The organism is Vibrio sp. CDRSL-10 TSBA (assembly GCA_039696685.1).
Classification (GTDB): Bacteria; Pseudomonadota; Gammaproteobacteria; order Enterobacterales; family Vibrionaceae; genus Vibrio.
On the sequence record CP155565.1, the window covers coordinates 552,518 to 576,115 of the forward strand.

Here is a 23,598-nt window from a genome sequence, read left to right on the forward strand (position 1 = left end):
AGTGTTATTTCATATAACGTCAGGTATTAAAAAGATGTGATTGACTCTACACCGATAGCAACTTCACCGACAACTTGGCAGAGGCGGAACCAGTATAAGCATATCCATCTGTAAACTGGAATTTGCAATGTGCTCAAAAAACAAAAGAGCCACCAGCATATCGACTAATGGCTCTTTTATTTATGATTTCTGTCAATGACTTGAGGGTTAGGAGAAGATATTACCGCTCATTTGATCGATGAACATCTGCGCTTTTTTCAGCATCAGTTCTTTGGCATCTTCTTTACTTGGCAGAACATCGGAACGAATGAAACGATGGGTTTTCAGTTCACCGTCTATTTCTTTGGTAATCCGGCCGGCGATACGATATTGGCCGCCTTCCGCCTGTGGCTCCTGATAAATAAGAAAGCCTTTGTATTCGACAGGCTGGACAACTTCAATTTGGTTCTCTGACTTACCGCCAAACAAACGAGAAAACAATCCCACAATTACTCCTTTGGCTCATGCATTTTGTGATTGATATCGGGGCGAATGAAACGCAAGCGTAGATGCAACACAGCTTTGTTATTCATAGCTGTCGTTACTGACTAACCTTAATGACCTGGCAGCCGGTTTAAACATCCGGTTTCGGATGACGCAATATCGGTTTTTCATACCATTCGAGTTCTGCGTCTTCATCGAAGTGCGTTTGCGTCATCACCACCGGCACATCATCACGGTTTTTACGTCGATCATCAAGGATCATTGATTCCGCTGCCTGAACGGCAGTTTCTGCCCTTGTCTTCAGCGTCAATAAGCGGGTTTCCGGTAGTGCCGCAAGAAAATCGATGTCGTGGCGAATGTAGATAGGTCGGATCTGGCTCAAAGCCAGACAGGCCAAGTCAGCCAGCTGTTCGTTGTTGTATTGCCGGGTATAATGCTCTTCTGCCAAAACATGGCCCACCAGCACTTCCATATAATTGTGCACATCAACACTGATTTGCATGTTTCCACTCCTGATCTTGAACAATCGTGGCCATAACGCCCCGATTCATGATTTTCAACTTAACGTGCCTTGTACTGACACACAAGCATTGCTGATAATTTCGCCTTTAATCTATGGCTTGACGCTCGGTTTATAAGATAAGTTTAGCAAAAAGCTTGGAAAATCATTAAATAGAAGTATCCTAGCGATCATAATAATTTTTAAACTATCAATAGTCACCGTTGAGCATGACATCGAGTTTAGTTAACTCTTATTGGTTTCGCTTTTTCTTTCCAATCGCATTGCTGTGCGCCCTGTGGCTGGGAATGAATAACGTTATTTTGCTCACCCGCGCCAACTTTGGTTTCGCGGGTAGCTTGCCCTACGTCTTATTTATCACCGCCATTGCTATTGCACAGCTGTTTAAGCAAAGCCGGATCGGTATGATCGCCAGTGCGATGATGCTGGGTTACTGGATCATCCAGACCCGTTTGCAAACCTCTCTCGATCACGGTTTCTGCGTTACTTGAACTCTCTTTGCTGGCTACTCTGCTGCCTGTTGCGTGTCTGCTGGCGTACACCTTTAAAAATACCGGATTAGTCAGTCGGGGCTTTACGCTTTATCTGGCGATATTAGTCATGTTTTTAGGCTGGAGCGGCCTGATCCTGACCCAGTATCAAGCCGGTGAGTTTAGCCTGGGCGGTGGGGATGGGATTTTGTTTGCCCTGCCGAGCATTTCAAAACTGCCGTTTATTGTTGTTCTCTATCTCTTGGCACTGACCGGTCTGACCGGAATCTTTGTGCTGACCCGTAACCACCTGATGGATGTGGTTGTCTATAGCGCTATCTTGCTTGCCAGTAATACCTTTATCTTTTTCCAGGTTCAGTTTATCTCCTGCACCATGTTTTCCCTGGCAGGAATTCTGCTAATTCTTCATCTGCTGTCCGCCAGTCATGAGATGGCGTTTATTGATCGTCTGACCCAACTTCCCGGCCGTCAGGCGCTTGATCTTGATATGCGTCATCTGCATGGCAATTTTGCTGTCGCGATGATCGATGTGGACCACTTCAAAAAGTTCAATGACACCTATGGACACGATACCGGCGATGATGTGCTGAAACTGGTCGCCAGTCGCCTGAGTTTAATTCAGAACAAAGCACGGGTATATCGTTACGGGGGCGAGGAGTTTACCGTGGTGTTCAAAGGCAAAAGAGCCCGCGATGCGATGGAGTATCTGGAATTATTGCGCTCCGATATTGCCCAGTATGATTTAGTCCTGCGAAATCTGACTGCTCGCCCGAAAGACGATAAAGACGGAGCTAAACACCGTAAAGGCGTAAAAAGTCAATCCGTCAATGTTACTGTAAGTATTGGCGTGTGTCACAGCGCGCAGCAATCCGACCCGTTTGCAGCATTAAAGCTGGCCGACAACGCTCTGTATAAAGCCAAACAGTCGGGACGTAATTGCGTTAAAAGCGCCGGACCCAAGGTGCATCACTCCTGATTAAAGAACAGGACAATACTGCCGCCTTTAAACGCACTGCCGTAATTCAGAGAGAGCCCGATCCCCACATTATCGATCCAATCACTTTTAAACGGCGGTGTCATCAACCAGCCAAAACCGTAGAAATAATGCCAGGATGAAGACACAGACCACCGGCCCCAACTTTGTGGCGACTCGTACTTGAGTCTGATATGCGGCTCTAGCACAGCCGCCCAGGCACTGGTATTAAAAATAAGATCGTCAAGAAACGGCTGAAACAACTGCCCGGTCGGACTGTGGTAATCAACGCTATTTTGATAATACATCAGATGATGGCCGATCCCCGGCTCCAGCGACCAATGCTGATCAAAATGATGCCTGACCCGATATGCGCTATAGAGATCAACCAATGTCTGATGAAAATCGTCATGGGGCTCGCCGTCGACAAACTGGATCGTTTCATCACTCAGTGTCCCCGATAAACGCAATAAGACACTGTGTTGATTCACTGCATCCTCCTCACTCAGTTCAAACGTATACGGCCATGAAGCGACCGCGTACGTTTTCCGGTTGTCGAGCGAAGTTTCGGTCCCCCAGTCTTCATTCTCGGTATTGAGAATCTCATTTGGGTTAAAATCACTGATGCCAACGGTAAACACTTCGCTGTCACTCAATACGACCGTAGCAGCAAAGTTATTCTCAAGAAACTTTTCAATAAAAGCGTAGCCTGCGTGCACCGGTAATGAGAACAGGCCTGAGAATGCCACCGCGATGACAGATTTTTTGGTTGCTGCGACACCGTTTTTAGTTGCGGCGACGCAGTTTTTAGTTACGGCGACACAGTTTTTTCCCGTGATAGCTGAGTTTTCACCTGAGATAGATGAGTTTTTACCAATGCTGCGCATGCGTTCATGTTGTTATTGTGCCATACCTAAAACCTATATCAGCCAGGATAAGTGCAGCGGAAATTCTGGTAAATTTATGCTTTCTATCACTAATTTGATAGCAATCTCGGCGCACAATGGCGCAATTGCAGTTGTCGCAATACAATAAATGAGCACAGAGAGTGTCAGATCATCATCGGGTAACAGAATCTCTGTAAATCCCTTGTAGTCGCGTATCAATGTGAACCGAATTAGACCAATGCCAAGGAGGCTATTTGGCTGTTAATCAAGAGGCGCTTGCCAAGTTTGGCCCCCTGATTCGTACCAGTTGGGTTTCGTCCCTTGTTAGTGGCAATCATCTGGTTAGTGTTATGGAGAGCAGCATCACTGATGGAATACGAGCCTCACGCCAGTATTTGGTTTCCACCGGCAGGCGTGACCTTTGCTATTTTCCTGGTGCTGGGTTGGTCGTACCTGCCGGTTTTGATCGCCTGCTGTATCGGATCAACATTCTGGGAAGACAGTTTGTATGGCTCACATCAGACCATTTCTACCCTCATCTCGACCGGTTTGCTGTTTGCCGCCATTCACAGCTGCTCCTACTGGGTCGGTGCTACTATTCTCAAACGATTCAATGAGCGCAGCGGTTATCTGAAAGTCCCGCATCTGATCTTAATTTTTCTTTTGGTTGCGGTGCTCTCCTCGGTATTAGCCGCCCTTGGCGGTTCCTCTGCGCTGGCTTTGACCGGCATTATTACCAGTGAGGAAATCACTTCGTTATGGGTGCCATGGTGGATAGGCGATTTGATTGGCGTTGTGGTCATCACGCCGATTATTGTCAGTCTGCTTGGCGGTATTTACCCGGAAGAAGGCCGCTGGCTGACTCAGTATTTTAAACCGCTGATCACTAATGCGCCGCCGGGACAATTTCTGCTCAAGCTCGCCACTTCTATGGTGATTTTAACGGTAATTAGCCTGCTTGTTGCCTACTATCCGTCGTCCCATATTGTGTTTACGGTTTTTTTCCTCGGTATTGCCCAGATGTGGATTGTATTTACCGAAACGGCAACCCGCTCATTTCTTAGTCTTGCTCTGCTCAGTACCCTGACCGCGCTGCTGATTGCCTGGCTTGGATTGTCTGAGAAAGCGTTGGTGTATCAGTTCACTATTTATCTGCTGGCGGCAAACACCTACTTCGGATTATGGGTGCCGCATATTCTGGTCGATAATCAGAAACTGCGCCGTTTATCAGAGCAGGACATGTTGACTGAAGTGGAAAGTCGCGGCTATTTCATTCGTAATGCCAAAGAGGAAATCGTACGCGCCAAGCGCTACAACCAACCCGTTTCTTTACTACTGTTTGATGTCGATAATTTTAAAGCCATCAATGATACCTATGGCCATATTGTCGGTGACAAGGTGTTAACCAATGTCGCACGCTTAGTGGATGAAACCATCCGGGCATCTGATAAGGTTGGCCGCTTTGGCGGCGATGAATTTATGGTACTACTGCCAGGCGATAACGAACAACAGGCATTACTGCTGGCAGAGCGCCTGCGCCACGCTGTTGCCTGCACAGATTTCGAAGAGCTCGATTGCCCCGTCACCTGTAGTTTTGGTGTGGCTGAAGTGCAAGAGAAACGATACGTTCAGCACCGCGTTTGAGCAGGCGGATAACTGTTTGCTGGAAGCAAAACGCGCCGGACGCAATCAGGTTAACGCCTGAGCCGAGGTAAGATTTGAGCTTAAGCCGAAACCGCACGCTATTCAGGGCACTAAAACTCTTCTCCTGAAAACAATTTTTATCTCGTGAAAACGAGCCCTATCCCCAGAGAACAAGCGCTATACGCTAAAAACAATCAAGGAGCCTTAATGGCTCCTTGATTGCTGATTATATGTCGCCTGCTTGGCAGATGACGTTGCCAGATAACATTGTGCGGTATAGAAATCAGCTAAATGCCTGGCAGGTCTGACGCAAGACGATTTGATTTTGTGCCAGCTCTTCAAACTGTCCGCCCTCAATCAAAGCGGCAATCTGATCCGCGTCGATGCGGGTTGCATCGTAAAGTACGGCACACAACTCATCGCCGTCCAGCAACTGATGCTGCTCACCATATTCGGTGTACCGAGATGAGCCCAGTGAAATAATCATGCGTTCCGGGTAGCCCGCTTCGGCAACTAATTGACGCAGGTCATGCAGCGCACCTTGATCTTGCTGAGTATTAAACTGACTCATCACCCAGGTAATCAGCTTTTCGTAACTGTAGCTGTAGTCTGACAACGAAACGTCTTTACAGCAGGATGCCCATTGACCATCACGATGATGGAAACTGCAGAAGCGATATTTATCCAGGTTGTCGAGTGCGCCAAAGCTTTCAAGCGGCCACACCTTTTTCGCGATCCCTTTCGAAGCCGGGCCCCAATTCTTTTTCTCAGCCAGTTTCTTCACTGTGGCGTTGCGGTAGGTAACGTCATTTAGCAGAGTCATCGACTCCGGCTCGATGCCAATCACCGAATCACCCAGATATTTCACCCGGGCAACCAGCGCAATTTCCGGTTCCATCTGCACTTTGGCCGAGGTTTCTTGTGGCAAACGCACCGTATCAAATGAATACGGATTCACTGCCAGGTACGCTTCTGAAGCACCAGAGACATAAAACGGGAAAATAGCCTGAGGGCTGCTTGCGTCGACCTGGCCTTGTAAACCATTGGCTTCACCCGTTTGCTGCAGGTGGCCGGCAAAATTTCCTGCGATACCGACCCCAAATAACGGGACTTTCTTATTATTTTTCGGGCTCAATCTGTCCTCCATGAACCTGATGTGTTGAAGAGTTACGCTGTCACTTGTAGCCCGCGTAGTACCATTTCGACTAAAAACTCCTGTGCCTGTTCAAACTCTTGTTCAGTCATAGGTGCGCCTTTAATCAACTGAATTTCCGTATCAAAATCGGCATAAAACTGAGTTGCGCCCCAAATCAGAAACAGCAGATGCAGCGGCTGAATCGGACGAATTAACCCCTGCTCTATCCAGGCTTCTATAATGGTCGCCTTGCCGGCTGCCCAGTTGACCATAGGGAACTGAATCGCATCGGCAATCACCGGCGCGCCCTGGATGATCTCCTGGGCAAAAATCTTCGATTCCTGCGGATGCGTGCGGCTGTATTGCATTTTACCGACAATATAATTTCGCAATACCGTTTCCGGTGGCAGACTGGCCGCCTCTTCCGAAAAGCCATCATTCCACATGGTGAGAATTTCTTGCAGCAGAGCCTTGTACAGCCCTGTTTTGGATTTGAAATAATACAGGATATTGGCTTTAGGTAAATTCACCCGGTCGGCAATCGCTTGTACCGAGGTCCCTTTATAACCATGTTTTACGAATTCATCGACCGCAGCCTGCAAGATCATTTCCTCATTACGACGTCGGATCTCGCCTGAAATAGACCGTTTTTTCTGTCCCTGTTCCGTATCCAAACCGGCTCCTTGTGCGTCCGTGTGTCTGATTTACTGCTGTTAAATGCAGCGGCTGTGGTGATATTGAGTGCCTGTTCTACTTGACTGTCTGTTTGAATAAACTGACCGCATGCCGCTGCTGATTCCCTAAATTAAGTATCGCTTCACTACCTGTTGTCAAGTGATGCAACACAATCCCGACTCCATCCCTGTTTTAGGGCAACTGCACTCTATTAGTACAGCGTAATACTGTCTGTCACTGTCTATCCCTTGTTGAATCTAGAGTTGAACAACAGGTCAGGTTTTTGCATTTACCTTTACGCAAAAACAAGAAAGGAATCAGTTTTCTATGACTACACCACTGCTTGAACTGTGGAATATCAGTAAGGTTTATACTGGTGTCGTGGCTAACGACACGGTCAATCTTACACTTTTCCCCGGAGAAATCCTCGCCTTACTGGGAGAAAACGGCGCAGGGAAATCGACTCTGGTCAAAATGATCTATGGCGTAACGCCACCCAGCGACGGAGCCATTCTATGGCACAACCATGAAATCAAGATTACGTCACCGAATCAAGCCCGCGAACTGGGTATTGGTATGGTTTTTCAACATTTCTCCCTGTTTGAAACCTTAACAGTACAGGAAAACATCCAGCTCGGTCTGGATAAAACCTTTCTCGACACTCTCGATGACCTGCGTCAGACCATCATCGACAAAAGTGCCCAGTACCAATTGCACGTTGACCCGGACCGCTATGTGCACAGCCTGAGCATCGGCGAGCGGCAACGGGTTGAAATCCTGCGCTGCCTTATCCAGAACACGCAACTGTTGATTCTGGATGAGCCGACCTCAGTCCTCGCACCGCAGGAAATTGAAGGCCTGTTTAAGGTCCTCAACCAACTCTCTTCCGAAGGCTGCGCCATTTTATTTATCAGCCATAAACTCAAAGAGGTTACTGCACTGTGTCACCGCGCGGTGATCCTGCGTGGCGGTAAAGTCAGTGGCGAATGTAATCCGGCGCAGGAAACGCCTAACTCGATTGCCAGAATGATGGTCGGCGACGAGACGCAACTATCGGAAAGTTATCCCAAAGCCAGCGGTCAGGACGCTATTTTACAAGCCAAAGCGCTCTCCTTAACTCCTTCTCATCCCTTTGGTTGTGCCCTGAACAATATCAACCTTGACCTGCGTCGCGGCGAGATTCTCGGTCTGGCCGGTGTGGCCGGCAATGGGCAGGAAGATTTGCTCGCGGTCCTGAGCGGCGAAGACACCCGCGCCCCGTCCGACAGCATTTACTGGCAGTCGCAACCAATAGGCAACATCAACGCCGGGCGACGGCGTAAACTCGGATTGGCTTATGTACCGGCCAACAGGCTCGGTCAGGGTGCGGTCCCGGATATGACGTTAGAGGAGAATACTCTGCTCACGCACGGTCATTCATTAAGCCGACGTGGGGTCATTGCGTTTACTAAGCTACGCCGGCTAGCCAATCAACTGATTGAAAGCAACCAGGTAAAATGCCGCAACGCCCAGTCTCAGGCCAAAAGTTTATCCGGCGGCAATCTGCAGAAATTCACTATGGGTCGCGAAATTACTCACGCCCCCAAGGTACTGATTTGTGCCCATCCGACCTGGGGAGTCGATATCGGTGCTGCCAGTGCAATTCACCGCCAGTTAATTGCGCTGCGTGATCAGGGCGCGGCCATTCTGGTGGTGTCCGAAGACATTGATGAATTGTTTGTGCTGTGTGACCGCATTGCGGCCATATACGAAGGTCAGGTTTCTGCTGCAGTGAGCACCACTCAAACATCGATCGACCAGATTGGCGAGTGGATCGCCGGCGGATTCGTCTCCGCGCAGGAGGTGGCACATGCTTAACGTCCAACCGCGCCTGGAAAGCTCGCGCACCATGATGTGGCTGTCGCCATTTATCGCCGTCGCGATTACGCTGGCGATTTCCAGCCTGCTGTTTACCTGGCTTGATGTCAGTCCGGTTAAAGCGTTTGAAGTCTTCATTCTGATGCCGTTTTCTGACAGCTACAATCTGGGCGAAACTGCTGGTTAAAGCCACGCCGCTGATGCTGTGTGCAATTGGGCTGGCGTTATGTTATCGCGCCAATATCTGGAACATCGGTGCGGAAGGACAACTGCTGATCGGCGCTGTCGCTGCCAGCGCCGTCGCCGTTAACGCAACCGATGAATCCGGCCCGGCCACCCTGCTTGCAGCGGTGTTGGCCGGTATGGCTGCCGGGGCATGCTGGTCTGCCATACCAACCTGGCTTAACCGCCGCTTTCATACCAATATCATTCTGACCACCATCATGCTCAATTATATTGGTTTATACGTACTGCTGTGGGCAGTGCATGGCCCGCTGCGCGATCCGCAAGGTTTTGGTTTTCCGGAATCCGTCATGTTTGCCGATTCAGTGCTTTTGCCTGCGCTGGCTGAATCAGGCCGGGCAACGCTGGCGATTGTGGCCGCGGTGATCATCGCTGTGACTGCCGGATGGATGCTGTTTAAAACCTTACCCGGCTTTAGCCTTCGGGTGCTGGGTTCTGAACGGGCCGCCGCTCGTTACGCCGGATTTGCAGAGAATCGTCTGGTATGGGGCGTGATGCTGTTTGCCGGCGCGCTGGCAGGTTTCGCCGGTGCCGCCGAAGTGACCGGACCAATTGGTCAGTTGATTCCTTCCGTGTCGCCCGGTTATGGCTATGCCGCGATCATTGTGGCTTATCTTGGCCGCCTCAATCCGATCGGCGTGATCCCGGCGGCCCTGTTTATGGGAGCACTTTATATGGGCAGCGATCTGGCCCAGATTGAACTTGGCCTGCCGACAGCCGTGACCGGGCTGTTCCAGGGCACTCTGCTGTTTTGTCTGCTGGCATGCGATTTCCTGATTCATTATCGCTTCGTCCCGGCTTCATCACTGCGCAAAGCCCCTCCGCCTGCAGACAATGCAGCCTCATCCGTTAGCACAGCACAACCTGGCTACCAAGACAACGGACTTAACCAAGCAAGCGGAATTAACCAAGAGAACGAACTTAACGAAGAAAGCGGCGTTAGCCCAAAAGGAGCGGCATGATGGATGCGCTATTACTTCAATCGCTGTGCATTGCAGCATTAAAAACCGGTACACCTCTGCTAATCATCGCGCTTGGTGAACTGTTATGTGAAAAATCCGGCGTACTCAATCTCGGTCAGGAAGGCATGATGCTGATGGGCGCGATGGCGGGCTTTGCCGGTGCCTTTGTCTCCGGCAGCTTATTGGTGGGCATCATCGTCGCGATGCTGGCCGGAATGATGATGGCGTTGCTGTTTGGTGTTCTGACTCTGTCACTAAGCAGTAATCAGGTCGCGACCGGACTGGCACTCACGATCTTCGGCACAGGTTTGAGTGCGTTTCTGGGCAGCAATCTGGTCGGTTCCACCATTGACGGTTTCAAAGCGTTACCGGTTCCTTATCTGAGCGACATTCCGTTTATCGGTCCCTTGCTGTTTAACCATGACATTCTGGTATACAGCAGTTTTGCTCTGGTGGCCGGCGCTTGGTGGGTCATGCGTTATACCCGTATTGGCCTGATTATCCGCGCAGTAGGTGAAAATCCCCACTCTGCTAACGCGCTGGGTATCAAGGTGCTGAGAATACGTTACATTGTCACCTTATTTGGCGGTGCCCTGGCGGGTCTGGCTGGTGCCTATATGTCGCTGGCCTACACACCAATGTGGATGGAAAACATGACCGCAGGACGAGGCTGGATAGCGCTGGCTCTGGTGGTGTTTGCTTCCTGGCGCATCGGATACTTGGTTCTCGGTGCCTATCTGTTTGGCTTTACCTCCATCATGCACCTGATGATGCAGGGTATTGGCTTTGATATTTCGCCTAACCTGCTGGCGATGACACCTTATGTCGCCACTATCGTGGTCATGGTGTTGCTCAGTTCCAATGAATTGCGTCAGAAACTGGCGACACCGATGAGCCTGGGTAAACCTTTTGATCCCAAACGGCATTAACTCTCAAACATAATCAGTTCTCAACCAACTAAAAACGCATCAACTTGGTGCATGAGTATGCAATAAGGCACTAATTTGAATCATAACAGTGCAGCGTTTGGTAAAAGATAAAAATGGACCTTGCGCTGCTCTGCCTCATCACCCCTTATCGGTAAAGGGCTGAACAGAAAACGGAAAATAATTTTTCAAAATACGACCAATTGGTCAGGTTTTTGCTTTATCTCAACTTGGATGAGGCGCGCGCAGACAAACCTCGCACGTTGCACTGCGCGCCCGCATCCACATTAAAAATGAAAACGGAGAATTTCATGAAACTCAATCAGTGGATGACAGCAGCAGCACTTTCGGTATCTGCGCTTTTCTCAACTTCGACTCTGGCGCAGGATCCGCTCAAAGTCGGGTTTGTCTATGTAGGGCCTATCGGTGATCACGGCTGGAGCTATGAACACGATCAGGGTCGTATCGAGATGGAAAAATACTTTGGTGACAAAGTCACGACGACCTATGTCGAAAACGTTGCTGAGGGCGCGGATGCAGAAACGCGTGATTACTCAGTTGGCTAAATCCGGCAACGAGGTCATATTTACTACCTCCTTCGGGTTTATGAACCCGACCGTCAAAGTCGCAAAACGATTTCCCAATATCACTTTTGAACACGCGACCGGCTATAAGATGAGTAAGAACCTGGGCACTTACGCCCTGCGTACTTATGAAGGTCGTTACGTTTCCGGGGTTGCTGCCGGTATGGCGACCAAGAGCAATACGCTGGGCTACATCGCCACCTTCCCGATACCGGAAGTCATCCGCGATATCAATGCCACCTATATGGGGGCAAAAAGCGTCAATCCGGATATCCAGCTGAAAATCGTCTGGGTTAATACCTGGTACGACCCGGGCAAAGAGTCTGATGCAGCGAACGCTCTGATTGACCAGGGCGCAGATATCATTATCCAGCACACTGACAGCCCGGCGCCATTGATCGCAGCAGAGAAACGCGGCGTGATGGGGATTGGCCAGGCATCGGATATGAGCCATTTCGCTCCGAAAGCCCATATGTTTTCGGTACGTGACCACTGGGCTCCCCACTACATTCAGGCTGTCCAAGGTGTGATGGATAACAACTGGCAGGCACAGGACTACTGGGGCGGCCTGAAAGAGGATTTATTGCAGATTGTCTCTATCAATCCTAATCTTCCAGAAGAGATCAAAAAAGCGATTGAGAGCACCGAGCAGAAGATCAAATCCGGAGAAATCGTTCCGTTTACCGGCCCGATGAAGGACAACCAGGGCAAAGAGGTAATCGCAGCGGGTCATTCGTTGACTGACAAAGAACTGGCCGCAGTCAACTGGTACGTTGAAGGTATCGACGCCAAGATTCCAAACTAATTCAACTCAGGCTCGCGTTTCCGGTGGAAGTCGGTGCGCGAGCTGTTTTTTGGTTATTAAGTTGACCATTTGGACAAGTTTTAGCAACACAGAGGAAGTTATGTTAGAGCTCATGATTAACAGCGACGTAGTCAAAGTAGCGTCGGCACAAGCCGACACCATGCTGCTCAACTACCTGCGCGAAGAAAAGCAAATGACAGGCTCTAAAGAGGGCTGCGCCAGCGGTGATTGCGGCGCTTGCACCGTGGTGATGGTGGATCTCGATGATGATCAGAGAATGCGCTATCGTCAGATCAACGCCTGTATTACCCCCATTCATGCGCTGCACGGTAAACAAATCATCACCGTGGAGCACCTTAAACAACACGACCAACTGCATCCGGTTCAGCAAATGGTCGTCGATCGTCACGGCTCACAATGCGGTTTTTGTACCCCGGGGATCGTGATGTCGCTGTATGCGCTCTCTAAACAGGAGCAGCCGCCGCACAATCCGAGTGATTTTCTCGCCGGCAACCTGTGCCGCTGTACCGGATACGGCCCGCTGATTGATGCCGCCAACGCCATCGCTGAGAGTAGCATTGACGATCCGCTCAGTCACAACGACGCTTCGGTAAGAAACCTGGCTCCATTCGGTCGAGCCAAGCAGCGAAGCCGATTACGCCCGCCCGCAAAACCGTACCGAGCTGGCTACAGCTATCGCCGCCATGCCGGACGCCAAACTGATTGCCGGCGGAACCGACCTGGCGCTGGAGGTGACTCAGCAACATCATCCGCTTGAACAACTGATCGATCTGTCACACGTTGATGACCTGCTCACCATCACCCCGACTGAGACCGGCTGGCGTATCGGCGCTGCGGTGCCGATGAATCAGGTGCATGCATTTATCAAACAACACTATCCGAGCGCTGACGAGGTGATTGAACGTCTCGGCAGCCTGACGATACGGAACCGTGCCACTTTAGGCGGCAGCCTGGGTCACGCGTCGCCAATTGGTGATATCGCCCCGCTGCTGATCAGCCTGCATGGCGAAATTGAAGTCGATGATGGCAAGCACAAAGCCCGCTTTGCACCAGATGCGTACATCACCGGTTATCGGCAGACCGCATTGAAAGCCAACCAATGGATCAGCGCCATTCACCTGCCCCACATGGCCGATAACGAGCGTCATGCGATCTACAAAATCAGTAAACGCTATGAAGACGATATCGCCACCGTCACGCTGGGTCTGAACATGACCTTTGATGAGCAGCAAACCGTGACCCGCTGCATCATTTCCGCCGGCGGCGTTGCTGCCAAATCGGTACGCCTGAGTGAGCTGGAAGCGCTGTTCATTGGTCACCCGCTTACCCAGTCAGTAGTGAAGAAGGCCCAGAACAAAGTGCCTGAGGTGATTCAGCCACTCAGCGACGTGCGCGGCAGCGCGGCTTATCGGGTAAAACTGGTACAAAACCTGCTGCAACGTTTTTATCTCGAGTCCCGACATATCGAAACAAGGCTGGTGCAAGATGCGTAAATTAACTTCTGTTACCACCGACCACACGGCCAGTCCGTCCGTGAAAAGCGATCCGTCTGTGAAAGGCAAGCCGCTGGCGCCGGTCAGTCAACCGGTTAAAGTCAGCCAACCGGTTAAACAGGTTGGCCAGGATGCGGCTGCCAGCCATTCGGTGGTCGGTCACTCATACAAACACGAAAGCGCAAAGAAACAAGTGGCTGGTGAAGCCCTGTTCGTCGACGACTACGTCACACCGCGTGACTGCTTACATGCTGCCGTGGTGACCAGCACCATCGCCAAGGGTAAAGTAAAACAGCTGGATCTCTCCGCCGTCTCAGCCGCTCCGGGTGTGGTTAAGGTCTTGACCGATGAGAGCATTCCCGGAGAGAAAGACATCGGCACGATTTTAAAAGGCGATCCGTTGCTGACCATTCATAACGAAGTGCGTTATTTCGGCCAGCCACTGGCCTTGATACTGGCCACCAGTCATGAACTGGCTTGGCGAGCGGCCCGTTTAGCGCAAATAGAATACGAAAAAAGTGACACCGTCACCCTAACCCATACTCAGGCATGTCAGAACCCACCGCTGTTACCGACTCACCAGATGGGTCAGGTGATCGCCAACGATGTGTTTACTCAGGCGCCGGTGCATCTGAGTGGCGACATTCATGTCGGCGGGCAGGAACACTTCTATCTCGAAGGTCAGGTCAGTCTGGCTGAACTGACCGAAGACGGAGGAATTTTCCTGCGCACTTCAACCCAGAACCCGAGTGAAGTACAGAAGCTGATTGCCGAAGTGCTTGCCATCGATTTTAACCGCGTCACGATCGATATGCGCCGCATGGGCGGCGGTTTTGGTGGCAAAGAGAGCCAGGCGGCGCAATGGGCTTGTCTGGCCGCGCTGGGCGCACATCATACCAAACGCGCCGTCAAAATACGTCTGCCGCGCAGCATAGATATGACCGCTACCGGTAAACGCCATCCGTTTTATAACCGCTACCAATTAGCAGCAGATGCGGAAGGCAAATTAATCGCCGCCAATATGGAAGTGAATGGTCTGTGCGGCCACTCCGCCGATCTTTCGGATGCGATTGTCGACCGGGCGATGTTTCACGCCGATAATGCCTACGCCCTTGGTAAGGCTTGTGTCATTGGCCATCGCCTGCAAACCGACATGGTTTCTCACACCGCTTTCCGCGGCTTTGGCGGCCCGCAAGGCATGATGGTGGTTGAAAAAGCGTTGCAAGAGCTTTCGCTCAAGGTCGGTAAAGACGCACTCGATGTACGCTATACCAACCTTTACAGTGCCGCTCAGCACACTACACCTTACGGCATGGAGGTTGAGCAGCATGCCGAGATGCGAGACATCATGCAGCAGCTGGAAAGTAGCAGTGACTACCGCGCGCGCCGAGCGGCGATTACCCAGTGGAACCAGACCCATCCGGTGCTCAAGAAAGGCCTGGCGCTGACGCCGGTCAAATTTGGTATCTCGTTTACTGCAACGCACCTCAACCAGGCGGGTGCACTGATCCATGTTTACACCGACGGCACGCTGCAGGTTTCTCACGGCGGAACCGAAATGGGCCAAGGCCTGCATACCAAGGTTCAGCAAATTGTTGCGCAGAGCTTCGGCATTGACATCGACAAGGTACTGGTTACCTCCACCCGCACCGATAAAGTGCCGAACACCTCGCCGACCGCCGCTTCATCCGGCGCTGATCTGAACGGGATGGCCGCGCACAATGCAGCGATGATCATCAGACAGCGTCTGATCGAGTTTGCCTGTCAGCATTTTCAGGTCGATGGCGCCGACATCATCGATGGCAAACTAAGTGGTATCGAATCATCCCCAAGATATGAACATCCGCTCTCCTGGCCAGAGCTGATTCAGATGGCATATCTCAACCGCGTGTCTCTGTCTGCGACCGGCTTTTACCAAACGCCGAAAATTGGCTACGACCGCAAAACCGCCTCCGGCCGGCCATTTTTCTATTTCGCGCTCGGTGCCTCCTGCTCTGAAGTGACCATCGATACCTTAAGCGGTGAAATGCGCGTTGATCGCGTCGATATCCTGCACGATGTCGGTAACAGCCTTAACCCGGCTATCGATCGCGGTCAGATTGAAGGCGCCTTTATTCAGGGCCTCGGCTGGCTGACCACAGAAGAAACTGGTCTGGGCTAACGATGGCCGTCTGCTTAGCAACAGCCCGATGAATTACAAGATCCCGACCATAGGTGATTACCCGCAACAGATGCACATCGATCTGTATGACAAAGCGAACCCGGAGCACAGCATTTATCGCTCCAAAGCCGTCGGTGAACCGCCGTTTATGCATGCCATCAGTGTGTGGTGCGCGGTTTACGATGCGGTAGCGTCACTGAGCGGCTATCGCTGCGCGCCGCTGCTGCACGCGCCGGCAACCGGTGAAGCCATTCTCAATGCCTGTGAGCATCAGCTGCAGTGGCTGAATGAACACAGCGCTGCCAAGGAGACTGCCGATGTCACCAACCAATAACACGTTTTTATCCAGCCCCGGCCTGAGCTGGCTAAGTGCCTGTCAGCAGCTTGAACAACAGGGCGAAGCGTATTGCATCGCGACCATCGTCGCCTGTGTCGGTTCGGTACCAAGAGCCAGCGGCGCCAAAATGGTGATTACCCGCCATAGCCAGTTCGACACCCTGGGTGGCGGCAATCTGGAATATCAGGTGATTGCTAAAGCGCGTGACAGCCTGAGCAAGCATCACAGCGAACTTTTCATCGAGCGCTTTACTCTGGCCGCGGACCTTGGTCAGTGCTGTGGCGGCGCGGTGCAGGTGATGTTTGAGTTCTTCCACAACTGCACACCGCAAGTGGTGATTTTTGGCGCCGGCCATGTGTGTCAGGCGCTGACCAACGTACTAGCAGAGTTACCGTGTCACGTAAAAGTGATCGACAGCCGCAGCGAGTGGCTTGAACCACTGCAAAACAAAGGCATTGACACCGAACTCGCGCCGGCTCCGAGTGAATGTGTCGCGACCCTGCGCGACAAGGCTTATGTGCTGATCATGACTCAGGACCACGCGCTGGATTATGACCTGACGCTGCGCGCGCTCGAACAACAGCGCTTTGCCTATATCGGCCTGATCGGTTCGCAGGGCAAACGTCAGCGCTTTGAATTTCGTCTCAAAGAGAATCTCAGCCAGCCGCAGCTGATTGACCAGCTCACCTGCCCGATTGGTCATCCGGATGTGCAGGGCAAACTGCCGATGCAGGTTGCGGTCTCAGTGGCGGCGCAGTTGATACAGCAATTTGAACAACATACAACCACTGAGCCAACGGGCGACGCGCAGTGGAAGCAAGTCAATAACGCCCGCCAGCAATTAAAGGAGAAGCATGAATGAGTTCAGAACTGTCGGTTATCGATCTGAACGACCAGCAACTGGCCAGGATCTGCACCAGCCAGCGCTGGCAGCAGCAAATGAAACAAGCCATGCCGTTTGCCAGCGGCCAGGATTTACTCCGGGCAGCAGAGCACGCCTTCGGGCAACTGGAAGAGGCAGACTGGCTGGAAGCGTTCGCCGGCCACCCGATGATCGGTGATCTCGCCAGCCTGGAAAAGAAATACGCACAAGGCAAAGCCTTGAGTGAAAAAGAACAGAGCCAGGTTAAGCAGGCTTCAGCCGAGGTATTACACGAGCTGCTGACGCTCAATCAGCGCTACCGTGACAAGTTCGGCTTTATCTTCATCGTTTGTGCCAGCAACAAAAGCGCCGACGAGATGCTTGGCCTGCTTAAAGCACGCATTGACCGTTCGCGCGCAGAAGAGCTGCAACAGGCAGCCATAGAACAACAAAAAATCAGTCATATCAGAATGGAAGTATATTTATGAAGCAACTCAGTTGTCATGTGCTCGATACCGCCAACGGCAAGCCGGCGGCCGGTATTGCAGTCAAACTGTTTCATCTGCAAGGTTCAGACACTGCTGATTCATTCAGCCTGGAGTGCCTGGCTGAAGGTGTCACCGACCTGGATGGTCGCGCCAGATTCAGTGATATCAGCCTGATGCCACAAAACTATACCCTGCGTTTTATGGTCAGCCCCTATTGCCAGGCACAATTCGGCCAGGCTTTCTTTCCGTTTATCGACGTCAATTTCAGCGTCAGCGATGAACGCAACCACCACATTCCTCTGTTACTGTCTCCCTTCTCCTATTCCAGCTACCGAGGAAGTTAGTATGTCGATTGTGGTACATCGCGGCCGTTTGCTGCACTTTCCAGAAGTGACATTGTCACCAAAAGACCATCATCATTACTGGGAAGATGGGGTTCTGGTGGTAGAAAACGGTCGGATTCAACATGTCGGTGACGCGGCGCAGTTCTTCTCTGTTTCCGCCAATAAAGCCTTGTTGATTCAGGGCAACGTGACTGAGCATCGCGGCCTGTTAATTCCGGGCATGATCGATGCGCACGTGCATTACCCGCAGGTCGAAATGATTGCCAGTTATGGCAAGCAACTACTGGACTGGCTCAACAGCTACACTTTTCCGGCTGAGCTGCGCTACAGTGACGCGCTCTATGCTGCGGTGCAGGCTGGCTTCTTTTTGCAGCAGCTGTTTGCGCACGGCACCACCACAGCCAGCGTATTTGCCACTGTGCACCCACAATCAGTGGATGCCTTTTTTGATGCGGCGCAGAAATATGACGCGCGTATGGTGTGCGGCAAGGTTCTGATGGACCGTTTCAGCCCGGACGAACTGCAGGATACACCAGACGCAGGCTATCGCGACAGCAAGACTCTGATTGAACGCTGGCACAAACAAGGCCGCGCTTTATATGCGATTACCCCGCGTTTTGCGCCAACCAGCAGCCCGCAGCAGCTCGCCAGAGCGGGTCAGCTTGCCAAAGAGCACCCGGACACCTTTATTCAGACTCACCTGAGTGAGAATCTCAATGAGGTCGCCTGGGTCAAGGATCTCTACCCGGACTGTGACGATTATCTGGATGTCTATCAGCGCTATAATTTGGTGCGGGAGCGGGCTTTGTTCGGTCATGCTATCCACCTGAGTGAGCGTGAGCAGCAAGCCCTGGCCAAAAGCGGTGCAGCGGTAGCGTTTCTGCCCGTCGTCAAATCTGTTCCTTGGCAGTGGTTTACTGCCTTATGAACAGCTCAAACAGGCACGTATTCCGGTCGCTATCGCCAGTGATGTTGGCGCAGGAACCAGCCTGAGTTTGCTGAAAAACCAGAGTGATGCCTACAAAATCTGTCAGCTGCAAGGCTATAGCCTGGATGCATTTGAATCTTTGTACCTCTGTACACAGGGAGCCGCCGCTGCCATGGGGCTCGAACACCTGATTGGCAACTTTAATATCGGCACTGAAGCCGATTTTGTCGAGCTCGATCTTGCTGCCTTCCCGATGCTCAAGCAGCGTTTTCTGCGCTGCAACGATTTAGCCGAGCAGCTTTTTGCCCTGATGACGCTGGGTGACGAGCGTACGATCGAGCGAACTTATGTTCATGGAAAATTAGTCTATCAAAAGGATATTTAATTATGTGGCCTCAACTGTACGAATGGTTAGCACTGTTTATCAAATGGTTTCATGTCATCTGCGGTATCGCATGGATTGGCGCCAGTTTTTACTTCACCTGGCTGGATAACAGCCTGGAAACCCCGCCAAAATGGAAAAAAGATAAAGGCATCAAAGGCGACTTGTGGGCCGTGCACGGCGGTGGCTTCTACGAAGTCGCCAAGTATCAGGTTGGTCCGGAAAAGATGCCGGAAAAACTGCACTGGTTTAAGTGGGAAGCTTATACAACCTGGCTGACCGGCTCGGCTCTGCTGATCTGGATGTACTACTTTAACGCTCAGGCGTACCTGATTGACCCGCGTGTGATGGAACTGACCTCACTGCAGGCGGTCGGTCTGGGTGTCGGCGGCGTCCTGCTTGGTGTGGTGGTGTATGAAATCCTGATGCGTTCACCGCTGAGTCGGAACACGGTGCTATTCAGCGCAGCAATTGTGCTGTTCGGCGCCCTGTTCTTCTATGGCTTTACTCATCTGTTCAGCGGCCGTGGCGCCTTTATCCATATGGGCGCTCTGATCGGCTCGATCATGGTTAACAATGTCTTCCATAAAATCATTCCCGGACAGCGAAAAATGGTGGCGCAGGTGGCAGCAGGTGAGCCGGTCGATCCGGCTCCGGGTCTGGAAGGTAAGCGCCGTTCGATTCACAACAACTACTTCACCCTACCGGTAATATTCCTGATGATCAGTAACCATTACCCGATGATTTACCAGCATGCTAACAGTTGGCTGATCGGTCTGCTTATCATGGTGATCAGTGCCTATATTCGTCACTACTTCAACCTGAAACATACCGGCCAGAAAAAGCCAGCGGTCATGTTTATCGGGGCCGGCGCCATGTTCCTGCTTGCTGTGGCCATCAGTTGGCAGACCACGGCGCAGATGCAGGCCAAAAAAGCACTGGCGCAGCAAATCAGCACTAAGCCTGCCGCCACTCAACCGGCCTCTCAAGTAGCTGGTCTGAATGAAGATCAGCACATCGCTCAGCAGATCATTAAAGATCGTTGCAGCCAGTGTCACAGCTCAGCGCCGACTGATGATGTATTCAAAGTCGCGCCAAGCGGCGCGGTGTTTGATAATTGGCAGGACATTGAACGCTGGAAAGCGCGTATTCTGGCCCGCGCGGTGGAAAGTGCCGATATGCCTTTCCTCAATAAAACCGAAATGACTGACAGCGAACGTCAGTTACTCAAGCAGGCATTAACCCAGGTGAACTAACCGCTTTCAATTCTTCGTCTCAAGCCACCGGCTGCTCTGCTGGTGGCTTTTTTGTTTGCGCTGGTTGTTAAACTTAGCACTCAGGATGGTCAGGCAATGTACTCAAATAAAACGTTTAGTTATTCACCCATCGTAAAATAATGTAAAAGCCCGAACCACTTCGCGTGATGTGCGCTCCAATGCTGCGTTATTTCAACCATCAAGAGATTACCAATGAAACACTTACCAATGAAACACCTACCACTGACGCTGGCGCTGAGCTGCACTCTGTTTACTTCGTTCTCGTTCGCCCGGCAAGGGCCATCCGGCGATCAAGATATGGGGCCGCCACCTTCGTTTGCAGAGATGGACAACAATGGTGATGGCGTACTGACCGAGGATGAACTGCAAGGGCCGATGCAGCGTGATTTCTCACAAATGGACAGTAACAGCGATGGCGAAGTGACTGAATCGGAACTCGACAGCTTTATGCGTAGCCATAAGCCTCCGCAAAGACCGCAGGACTGATTGAATATCGGCTAGGTATTGATTATCACCAGCCTCCAATCACCGCGCCCTGAGGCATTATGGTAAGGGGACAATAAAAAGCCCGGCTCAACTGGCCGGGCTTAGATTACAGAATTGAGTCAGAAAAACGTAGCGCTATCAGGCAAAGCTTTTCAGCATCTCGATAAAACAGTGTAAGCCCACAGCAACATCAGACTGAGTCACCTGCTCACGCGGGTTGTGGCTGATACCCTTCTCACAGCGGATAAACAGCATGCCAACATCGGTCATGGTCGCCATCGCCAGCGCATCATGGCCCGCACCACTTGGCAAAAAGCGCGGTTTCGTCTGCGTGACGCTTTCCACCACTGACGCCCACTTTTGCTGCAGTGATTCATGACACGGCACTGCTGCCGCTTCATAGATGTTCTGCGAACTGAATTTCAGGCCACGCTTATCGGCGATCTTATTCAGTAACGCCAGAAGCTGGGTGGTACACGCTTCGAGAGTGTCCTGCGATAAACTGCGGATATCAATGGTAAAACGGGTTTCACCCGGAATCACATTGACCGCGCCCGGCAGTACTTCACACTTACCGACCGTCGCTACAATGCCCTTGTCGGCGGCGAATTTTTCGATGTAAGTGATCATTTCAGCAGTACCGCACAGCGCGTCGTTACGCAGATTGACCGGAACCGTACCGGCATGACCGGCCATCCCTTTGACACCACACTGAAAACGTTTCGCCCCGGCAATACCGGTAACAACACCGACCGCGAGATCTTCCGCTTCCAGCACCGGGCCCTGCTCAATATGCGCTTCGAGATAAGCGAGCGTATCTTCAGCGCGGCGCGCATCGCTGCCTGCTTGTTCCGGATCCAGACCAAATGCTCGCATCGCTTCAGCCATACTGATGCCGTCAGCATCTTTCACATCCAGCCAGGCCGGATTAAAACAGCCCGCCACACCACTTGAACCAATCAGCGTGGTATTAAAACGGGTGCCTTCTTCATCAGCGAAAGCAACCACATCAATATGAAACGGAAACTCCTGCTCAGATAAAGCCGCCAGGGCTTCAATCGCCATGATGACCCCCAGGTTGCCATCATACTTACCGGCATTACGGACCGTATCACTGTGCGAGCCGAGAATCAGAGTTGGCTGAGTCGGGTTCGCCGACACTTTACGTCCCCACTGGTTACCGACACTGTCTTCCCAGGTTTCCAGACCGGCTTTTTGCATCCACACAGCCAGTTGATCATGGGCCAGACGGTGCTCAGGCGTGAGGTAAGCCCGGGTCACTTCCCCGGGCGTGTCGGTAAACGAGCCAAGCACATCGGCTTGTTCCATCAAGCGCTTTGCACGATCTTCCATAGTGATTCCATTCATCGTAGCCATTGGCGCTCCTTAAACCGATTGATTAACCAAAGTATTCCATTGCTGCAACCACTGCCTGTCCAGGTACGATTGCTGCTTTGTGCTTGATAAGAACCGCTTCCAGAGCAGCCAGAGTAGACAGCACGCATTCCTGACGCGCGTTGTAACCCATGGTACCGATACGCCAGATCTTACCGTGCAGCGGACCAAACGAGGTACCGATCTCGATACCGAAGCGGTTCAGCAGTTCCATACGGACTGCATCACCGTTGACGCTGGCCGGGATATAAACACCGACGACGTTATTCATCTTGTAAGCCTGGTTACCAAACAGTTCCAGACCCATCGCACGCAGACCAACCGCCAGTGCATCACCGGCTTGCTTATGACGAGCAACCACATTATCCACCCCTTCTTCCAGGAAGATACGTGCACATTCACGTGCTGCATACAGCATGCTGGTGGCTTCGGTGTGGTGGTTAAGACGTTCAGGCCCCCAGTAATCCATGATCATCGCCAGATCAAAGTAGTTAGACTGGATCATCGCATCTTCACCCTGCGTGTGGTGATCGGCGCGAATACCGGCTTCTACGTGTTTACGACGGTTGATCACTTCTGCACAGCGATCGCTCAGCGTGATTGGCGCAGAAACCTGAAGGGCCACCCAGACATTTCTGCAGACCGGCAGAGACCGCATCCAGATGCCATTCGTCCACTTTGAGATCGTTACCTGCGATTGATGCCGTGGCGTCACAGTAGAACAGTACACCATAACGCTGACAGATTTCGCCCATCTCAGCCAGAGGCTGGTTCATTGTGGTTGAGGTATCTCCCTGTACCGTTGCCAGCATTTTAGGCTGGAACGATTTAATCGCCGCTTCCACTTTATCCGCCGGACACACTTCACCCCATTCGATATCGATGGTTTTCACCACTGCACCGACACGCTGCGCGATTTCGCACAGCAGGTGGCCAAAACGGCCAATCACAGGGATCAGGACTTTGTCACCAGGTTGCAGAACGGAAACCAGTACCGCTTCAATACCGGAACGCGCTGTACCATCCACCAGCATGGTTTGCTTATTTTCAGTCTGGAATACACCACGGTACAGTGACTGTACCTGGTTCATATAACCGGTCATCACCGGATCATACTGACCAATCAGTGACTGAGAGATCGCCTGATGAACTCGTGGGTAAGCATTAATCGGACCCGGGCCCATCAACAGACGTTGTGGCGGGTTCAGGGTTTCAAATAGTTCGTTTTGGGCTTTCATC

General features: G+C 51.7%; 27 protein-coding genes and 1 pseudogene. 20 read left to right on the forward strand and 8 right to left on the reverse strand.

Annotated elements, in window-relative coordinates; genetic code table 11:
• Window positions 1-207 precede the first annotated feature (207 nt).
• Window positions 208-486 (reverse strand): HlyU family transcriptional regulator, encoded by a 279-nt coding sequence (locus ABDK09_02605; protein ID XAW88265.1) that lies wholly within the window; start codon window positions 484-486, stop codon window positions 208-210.
• 127 nt (window positions 487-613) lie between these two features.
• The gene (locus ABDK09_02610) at window positions 614-985 is read right to left on the reverse strand and encodes a late competence development ComFB family protein (GenBank protein ID XAW88266.1); all 372 of its coding nucleotides are present in this window, start codon (window positions 983-985) and stop codon (window positions 614-616) included.
• A gap of 227 nt (window positions 986-1,212) precedes the next feature.
• On the opposite strand from ABDK09_02610, the pseudogene ABDK09_02615 reads away from it, so the two are divergent.
• Window positions 1,213-2,470 (forward strand): annotated as a pseudogene (locus ABDK09_02615) (GGDEF domain-containing protein).
• Here the strand turns inward: ABDK09_02615 and ABDK09_02620 are convergent.
• Window positions 2,461-3,216: a Solitary outer membrane autotransporter beta-barrel domain gene (locus ABDK09_02620; protein ID XAW88267.1), complete on the reverse strand. Its 756-nt coding sequence runs from the start codon at window positions 3,214-3,216 to the stop codon at window positions 2,461-2,463. The pseudogene ABDK09_02615 and the gene ABDK09_02620 overlap by 10 nt on opposite strands.
• 4 nt (window positions 3,217-3,220) lie before the next feature.
• Here ABDK09_02620 and ABDK09_02625 point away from each other — a divergent pair, with 4 nt between their 5' ends.
• A complete protein-coding gene (locus ABDK09_02625) occupies window positions 3,221-3,502 on the forward strand; it encodes a hypothetical protein (GenBank protein ID XAW88268.1) in 282 nt (93 codons plus the stop codon).
• 221 nt (window positions 3,503-3,723) lie between these two features.
• Window positions 3,724-4,998 carry a diguanylate cyclase gene (locus ABDK09_02630; protein XAW88269.1) on the forward strand — a complete coding sequence of 425 codons (1,275 nt, stop codon included), beginning with the start codon at window positions 3,724-3,726 and terminating at the stop codon, window positions 4,996-4,998.
• 283 nt (window positions 4,999-5,281) lie between these two features.
• Here ABDK09_02630 and ABDK09_02635 read toward each other — a convergent pair whose 3' ends face one another.
• A complete protein-coding gene (locus tag ABDK09_02635; GenBank protein ID XAW88270.1) occupies window positions 5,282-6,133 on the reverse strand; it encodes a DUF5718 family protein in 852 nt (283 codons plus the stop codon).
• A 32-nt stretch (window positions 6,134-6,165) separates the two neighbouring features.
• Entirely contained in the window at window positions 6,166-6,807 is a 642-nt protein-coding gene (locus ABDK09_02640) for a TetR/AcrR family transcriptional regulator (protein ID XAW88271.1), read from the reverse strand.
• A gap of 328 nt (window positions 6,808-7,135) precedes the next feature.
• Here ABDK09_02640 and ABDK09_02645 point away from each other — a divergent pair, with 328 nt between their 5' ends.
• The 17 genes from ABDK09_02645 to ABDK09_02725 all read left to right on the forward strand — a co-directional run bounded on the left by ABDK09_02645 (window position 7,136) and on the right by ABDK09_02725 (window position 20,964).
• Window positions 7,136-8,665: an ABC transporter ATP-binding protein gene (locus ABDK09_02645; GenBank protein ID XAW88272.1), complete on the forward strand. Its 1,530-nt coding sequence runs from the start codon at window positions 7,136-7,138 to the stop codon at window positions 8,663-8,665.
• Window positions 8,658-8,852 carry a hypothetical protein gene (locus ABDK09_02650; GenBank protein ID XAW88273.1) on the forward strand — a complete coding sequence of 65 codons (195 nt, stop codon included), beginning with the start codon at window positions 8,658-8,660 and terminating at the stop codon, window positions 8,850-8,852. The genes ABDK09_02645 and ABDK09_02650 overlap by 8 nt, the downstream gene beginning before the upstream one ends.
• Window positions 8,853-8,865: 13 nt before the next feature.
• Window positions 8,866-9,870, forward strand: a complete 1,005-nt coding sequence (locus ABDK09_02655; GenBank protein XAW88274.1) for an ABC transporter permease — start codon at window positions 8,866-8,868, stop codon at window positions 9,868-9,870.
• Complete coding sequence (locus ABDK09_02660; protein XAW88275.1) at window positions 9,867-10,799, forward strand: ABC transporter permease; 933 nt, start codon at window positions 9,867-9,869, stop codon at window positions 10,797-10,799. Before ABDK09_02655 ends, ABDK09_02660 begins: the two co-directional genes overlap by 4 nt.
• A 308-nt stretch (window positions 10,800-11,107) precedes the next feature.
• Window positions 11,108-11,362, forward strand: a complete 255-nt coding sequence (locus tag ABDK09_02665; GenBank protein ID XAW88276.1) for a hypothetical protein — start codon at window positions 11,108-11,110, stop codon at window positions 11,360-11,362.
• Window positions 11,331-12,185 (forward strand): BMP family ABC transporter substrate-binding protein, encoded by an 855-nt coding sequence (locus ABDK09_02670; protein ID XAW88277.1) that lies wholly within the window; start codon window positions 11,331-11,333, stop codon window positions 12,183-12,185. Before ABDK09_02665 ends, ABDK09_02670 begins: the two co-directional genes overlap by 32 nt.
• Window positions 12,186-12,285: 100 nt before the next feature.
• Window positions 12,286-12,963, forward strand: a complete 678-nt coding sequence (locus tag ABDK09_02675; protein XAW88278.1) for a 2Fe-2S iron-sulfur cluster-binding protein — start codon at window positions 12,286-12,288, stop codon at window positions 12,961-12,963.
• On the forward strand, window positions 12,890-13,699 hold the full coding sequence (locus ABDK09_02680) for an FAD binding domain-containing protein (GenBank protein XAW88279.1): 810 nt from the start codon (window positions 12,890-12,892) through the stop codon (window positions 13,697-13,699). Before ABDK09_02675 ends, ABDK09_02680 begins: the two co-directional genes overlap by 74 nt.
• Entirely contained in the window at window positions 13,692-15,860 is a 2,169-nt protein-coding gene (xdhB, locus tag ABDK09_02685; GenBank protein ID XAW88280.1) for a xanthine dehydrogenase molybdopterin binding subunit, read from the forward strand. Before ABDK09_02680 ends, xdhB begins: the two co-directional genes overlap by 8 nt.
• A 28-nt stretch (window positions 15,861-15,888) precedes the next feature.
• Entirely contained in the window at window positions 15,889-16,194 is a 306-nt protein-coding gene (locus ABDK09_02690; GenBank protein XAW88281.1) for a hypothetical protein, read from the forward strand.
• Window positions 16,178-17,059 (forward strand): xanthine dehydrogenase accessory protein XdhC, encoded by an 882-nt coding sequence (gene xdhC / locus ABDK09_02695; protein ID XAW88282.1) that lies wholly within the window; start codon window positions 16,178-16,180, stop codon window positions 17,057-17,059. The genes ABDK09_02690 and xdhC overlap by 17 nt, the downstream gene beginning before the upstream one ends.
• Window positions 17,056-17,547 carry a 2-oxo-4-hydroxy-4-carboxy-5-ureidoimidazoline decarboxylase gene (uraD, locus tag ABDK09_02700; GenBank protein XAW88283.1) on the forward strand — a complete coding sequence of 164 codons (492 nt, stop codon included), beginning with the start codon at window positions 17,056-17,058 and terminating at the stop codon, window positions 17,545-17,547. The genes xdhC and uraD overlap by 4 nt, the downstream gene beginning before the upstream one ends.
• Window positions 17,544-17,891: a hydroxyisourate hydrolase gene (gene uraH / locus ABDK09_02705; protein ID XAW88284.1), complete on the forward strand. Its 348-nt coding sequence runs from the start codon at window positions 17,544-17,546 to the stop codon at window positions 17,889-17,891. The genes uraD and uraH overlap by 4 nt, the downstream gene beginning before the upstream one ends.
• Before the next feature lies 1 nt (window position 17,892).
• Window positions 17,893-18,819, forward strand: coding sequence for a guanine deaminase (gene guaD, locus ABDK09_02710; protein XAW88285.1), 927 nt, complete (start codon window positions 17,893-17,895; stop codon window positions 18,817-18,819).
• Window positions 18,809-19,204, forward strand: a complete 396-nt coding sequence (locus ABDK09_02715; GenBank protein XAW88441.1) for an amidohydrolase family protein — start codon at window positions 18,809-18,811, stop codon at window positions 19,202-19,204. Before guaD ends, ABDK09_02715 begins: the two co-directional genes overlap by 11 nt.
• A gap of 2 nt (window positions 19,205-19,206) precedes the next feature.
• Complete coding sequence (locus ABDK09_02720) at window positions 19,207-20,457, forward strand: urate hydroxylase PuuD (protein ID XAW88286.1); 1,251 nt, start codon at window positions 19,207-19,209, stop codon at window positions 20,455-20,457.
• Window positions 20,458-20,670: 213 nt separating this feature from the next.
• On the forward strand, window positions 20,671-20,964 hold the full coding sequence (locus ABDK09_02725; protein ID XAW88287.1) for an EF-hand domain-containing protein: 294 nt from the start codon (window positions 20,671-20,673) through the stop codon (window positions 20,962-20,964).
• 138 nt (window positions 20,965-21,102) lie between these two features.
• Here ABDK09_02725 and ABDK09_02730 read toward each other — a convergent pair whose 3' ends face one another.
• Genes ABDK09_02730 through ABDK09_02740 form a run of 3 tightly spaced genes read right to left on the reverse strand, consistent with a single transcriptional unit; the run spans window position 21,103 to window position 23,597 of the window.
• A complete protein-coding gene (locus ABDK09_02730; protein ID XAW88288.1) occupies window positions 21,103-22,341 on the reverse strand; it encodes an allantoate amidohydrolase in 1,239 nt (412 codons plus the stop codon).
• Between the two features lie 22 nt (window positions 22,342-22,363).
• Window positions 22,364-22,933, reverse strand: a complete 570-nt coding sequence (locus tag ABDK09_02735; GenBank protein XAW88289.1) for a hypothetical protein — start codon at window positions 22,931-22,933, stop codon at window positions 22,364-22,366.
• A complete protein-coding gene (locus ABDK09_02740; GenBank protein XAW88290.1) occupies window positions 22,917-23,597 on the reverse strand; it encodes an aminotransferase class V-fold PLP-dependent enzyme in 681 nt (226 codons plus the stop codon). The genes ABDK09_02735 and ABDK09_02740 overlap by 17 nt, the downstream gene beginning before the upstream one ends.
• Window position 23,598 lies beyond the last annotated feature (1 nt).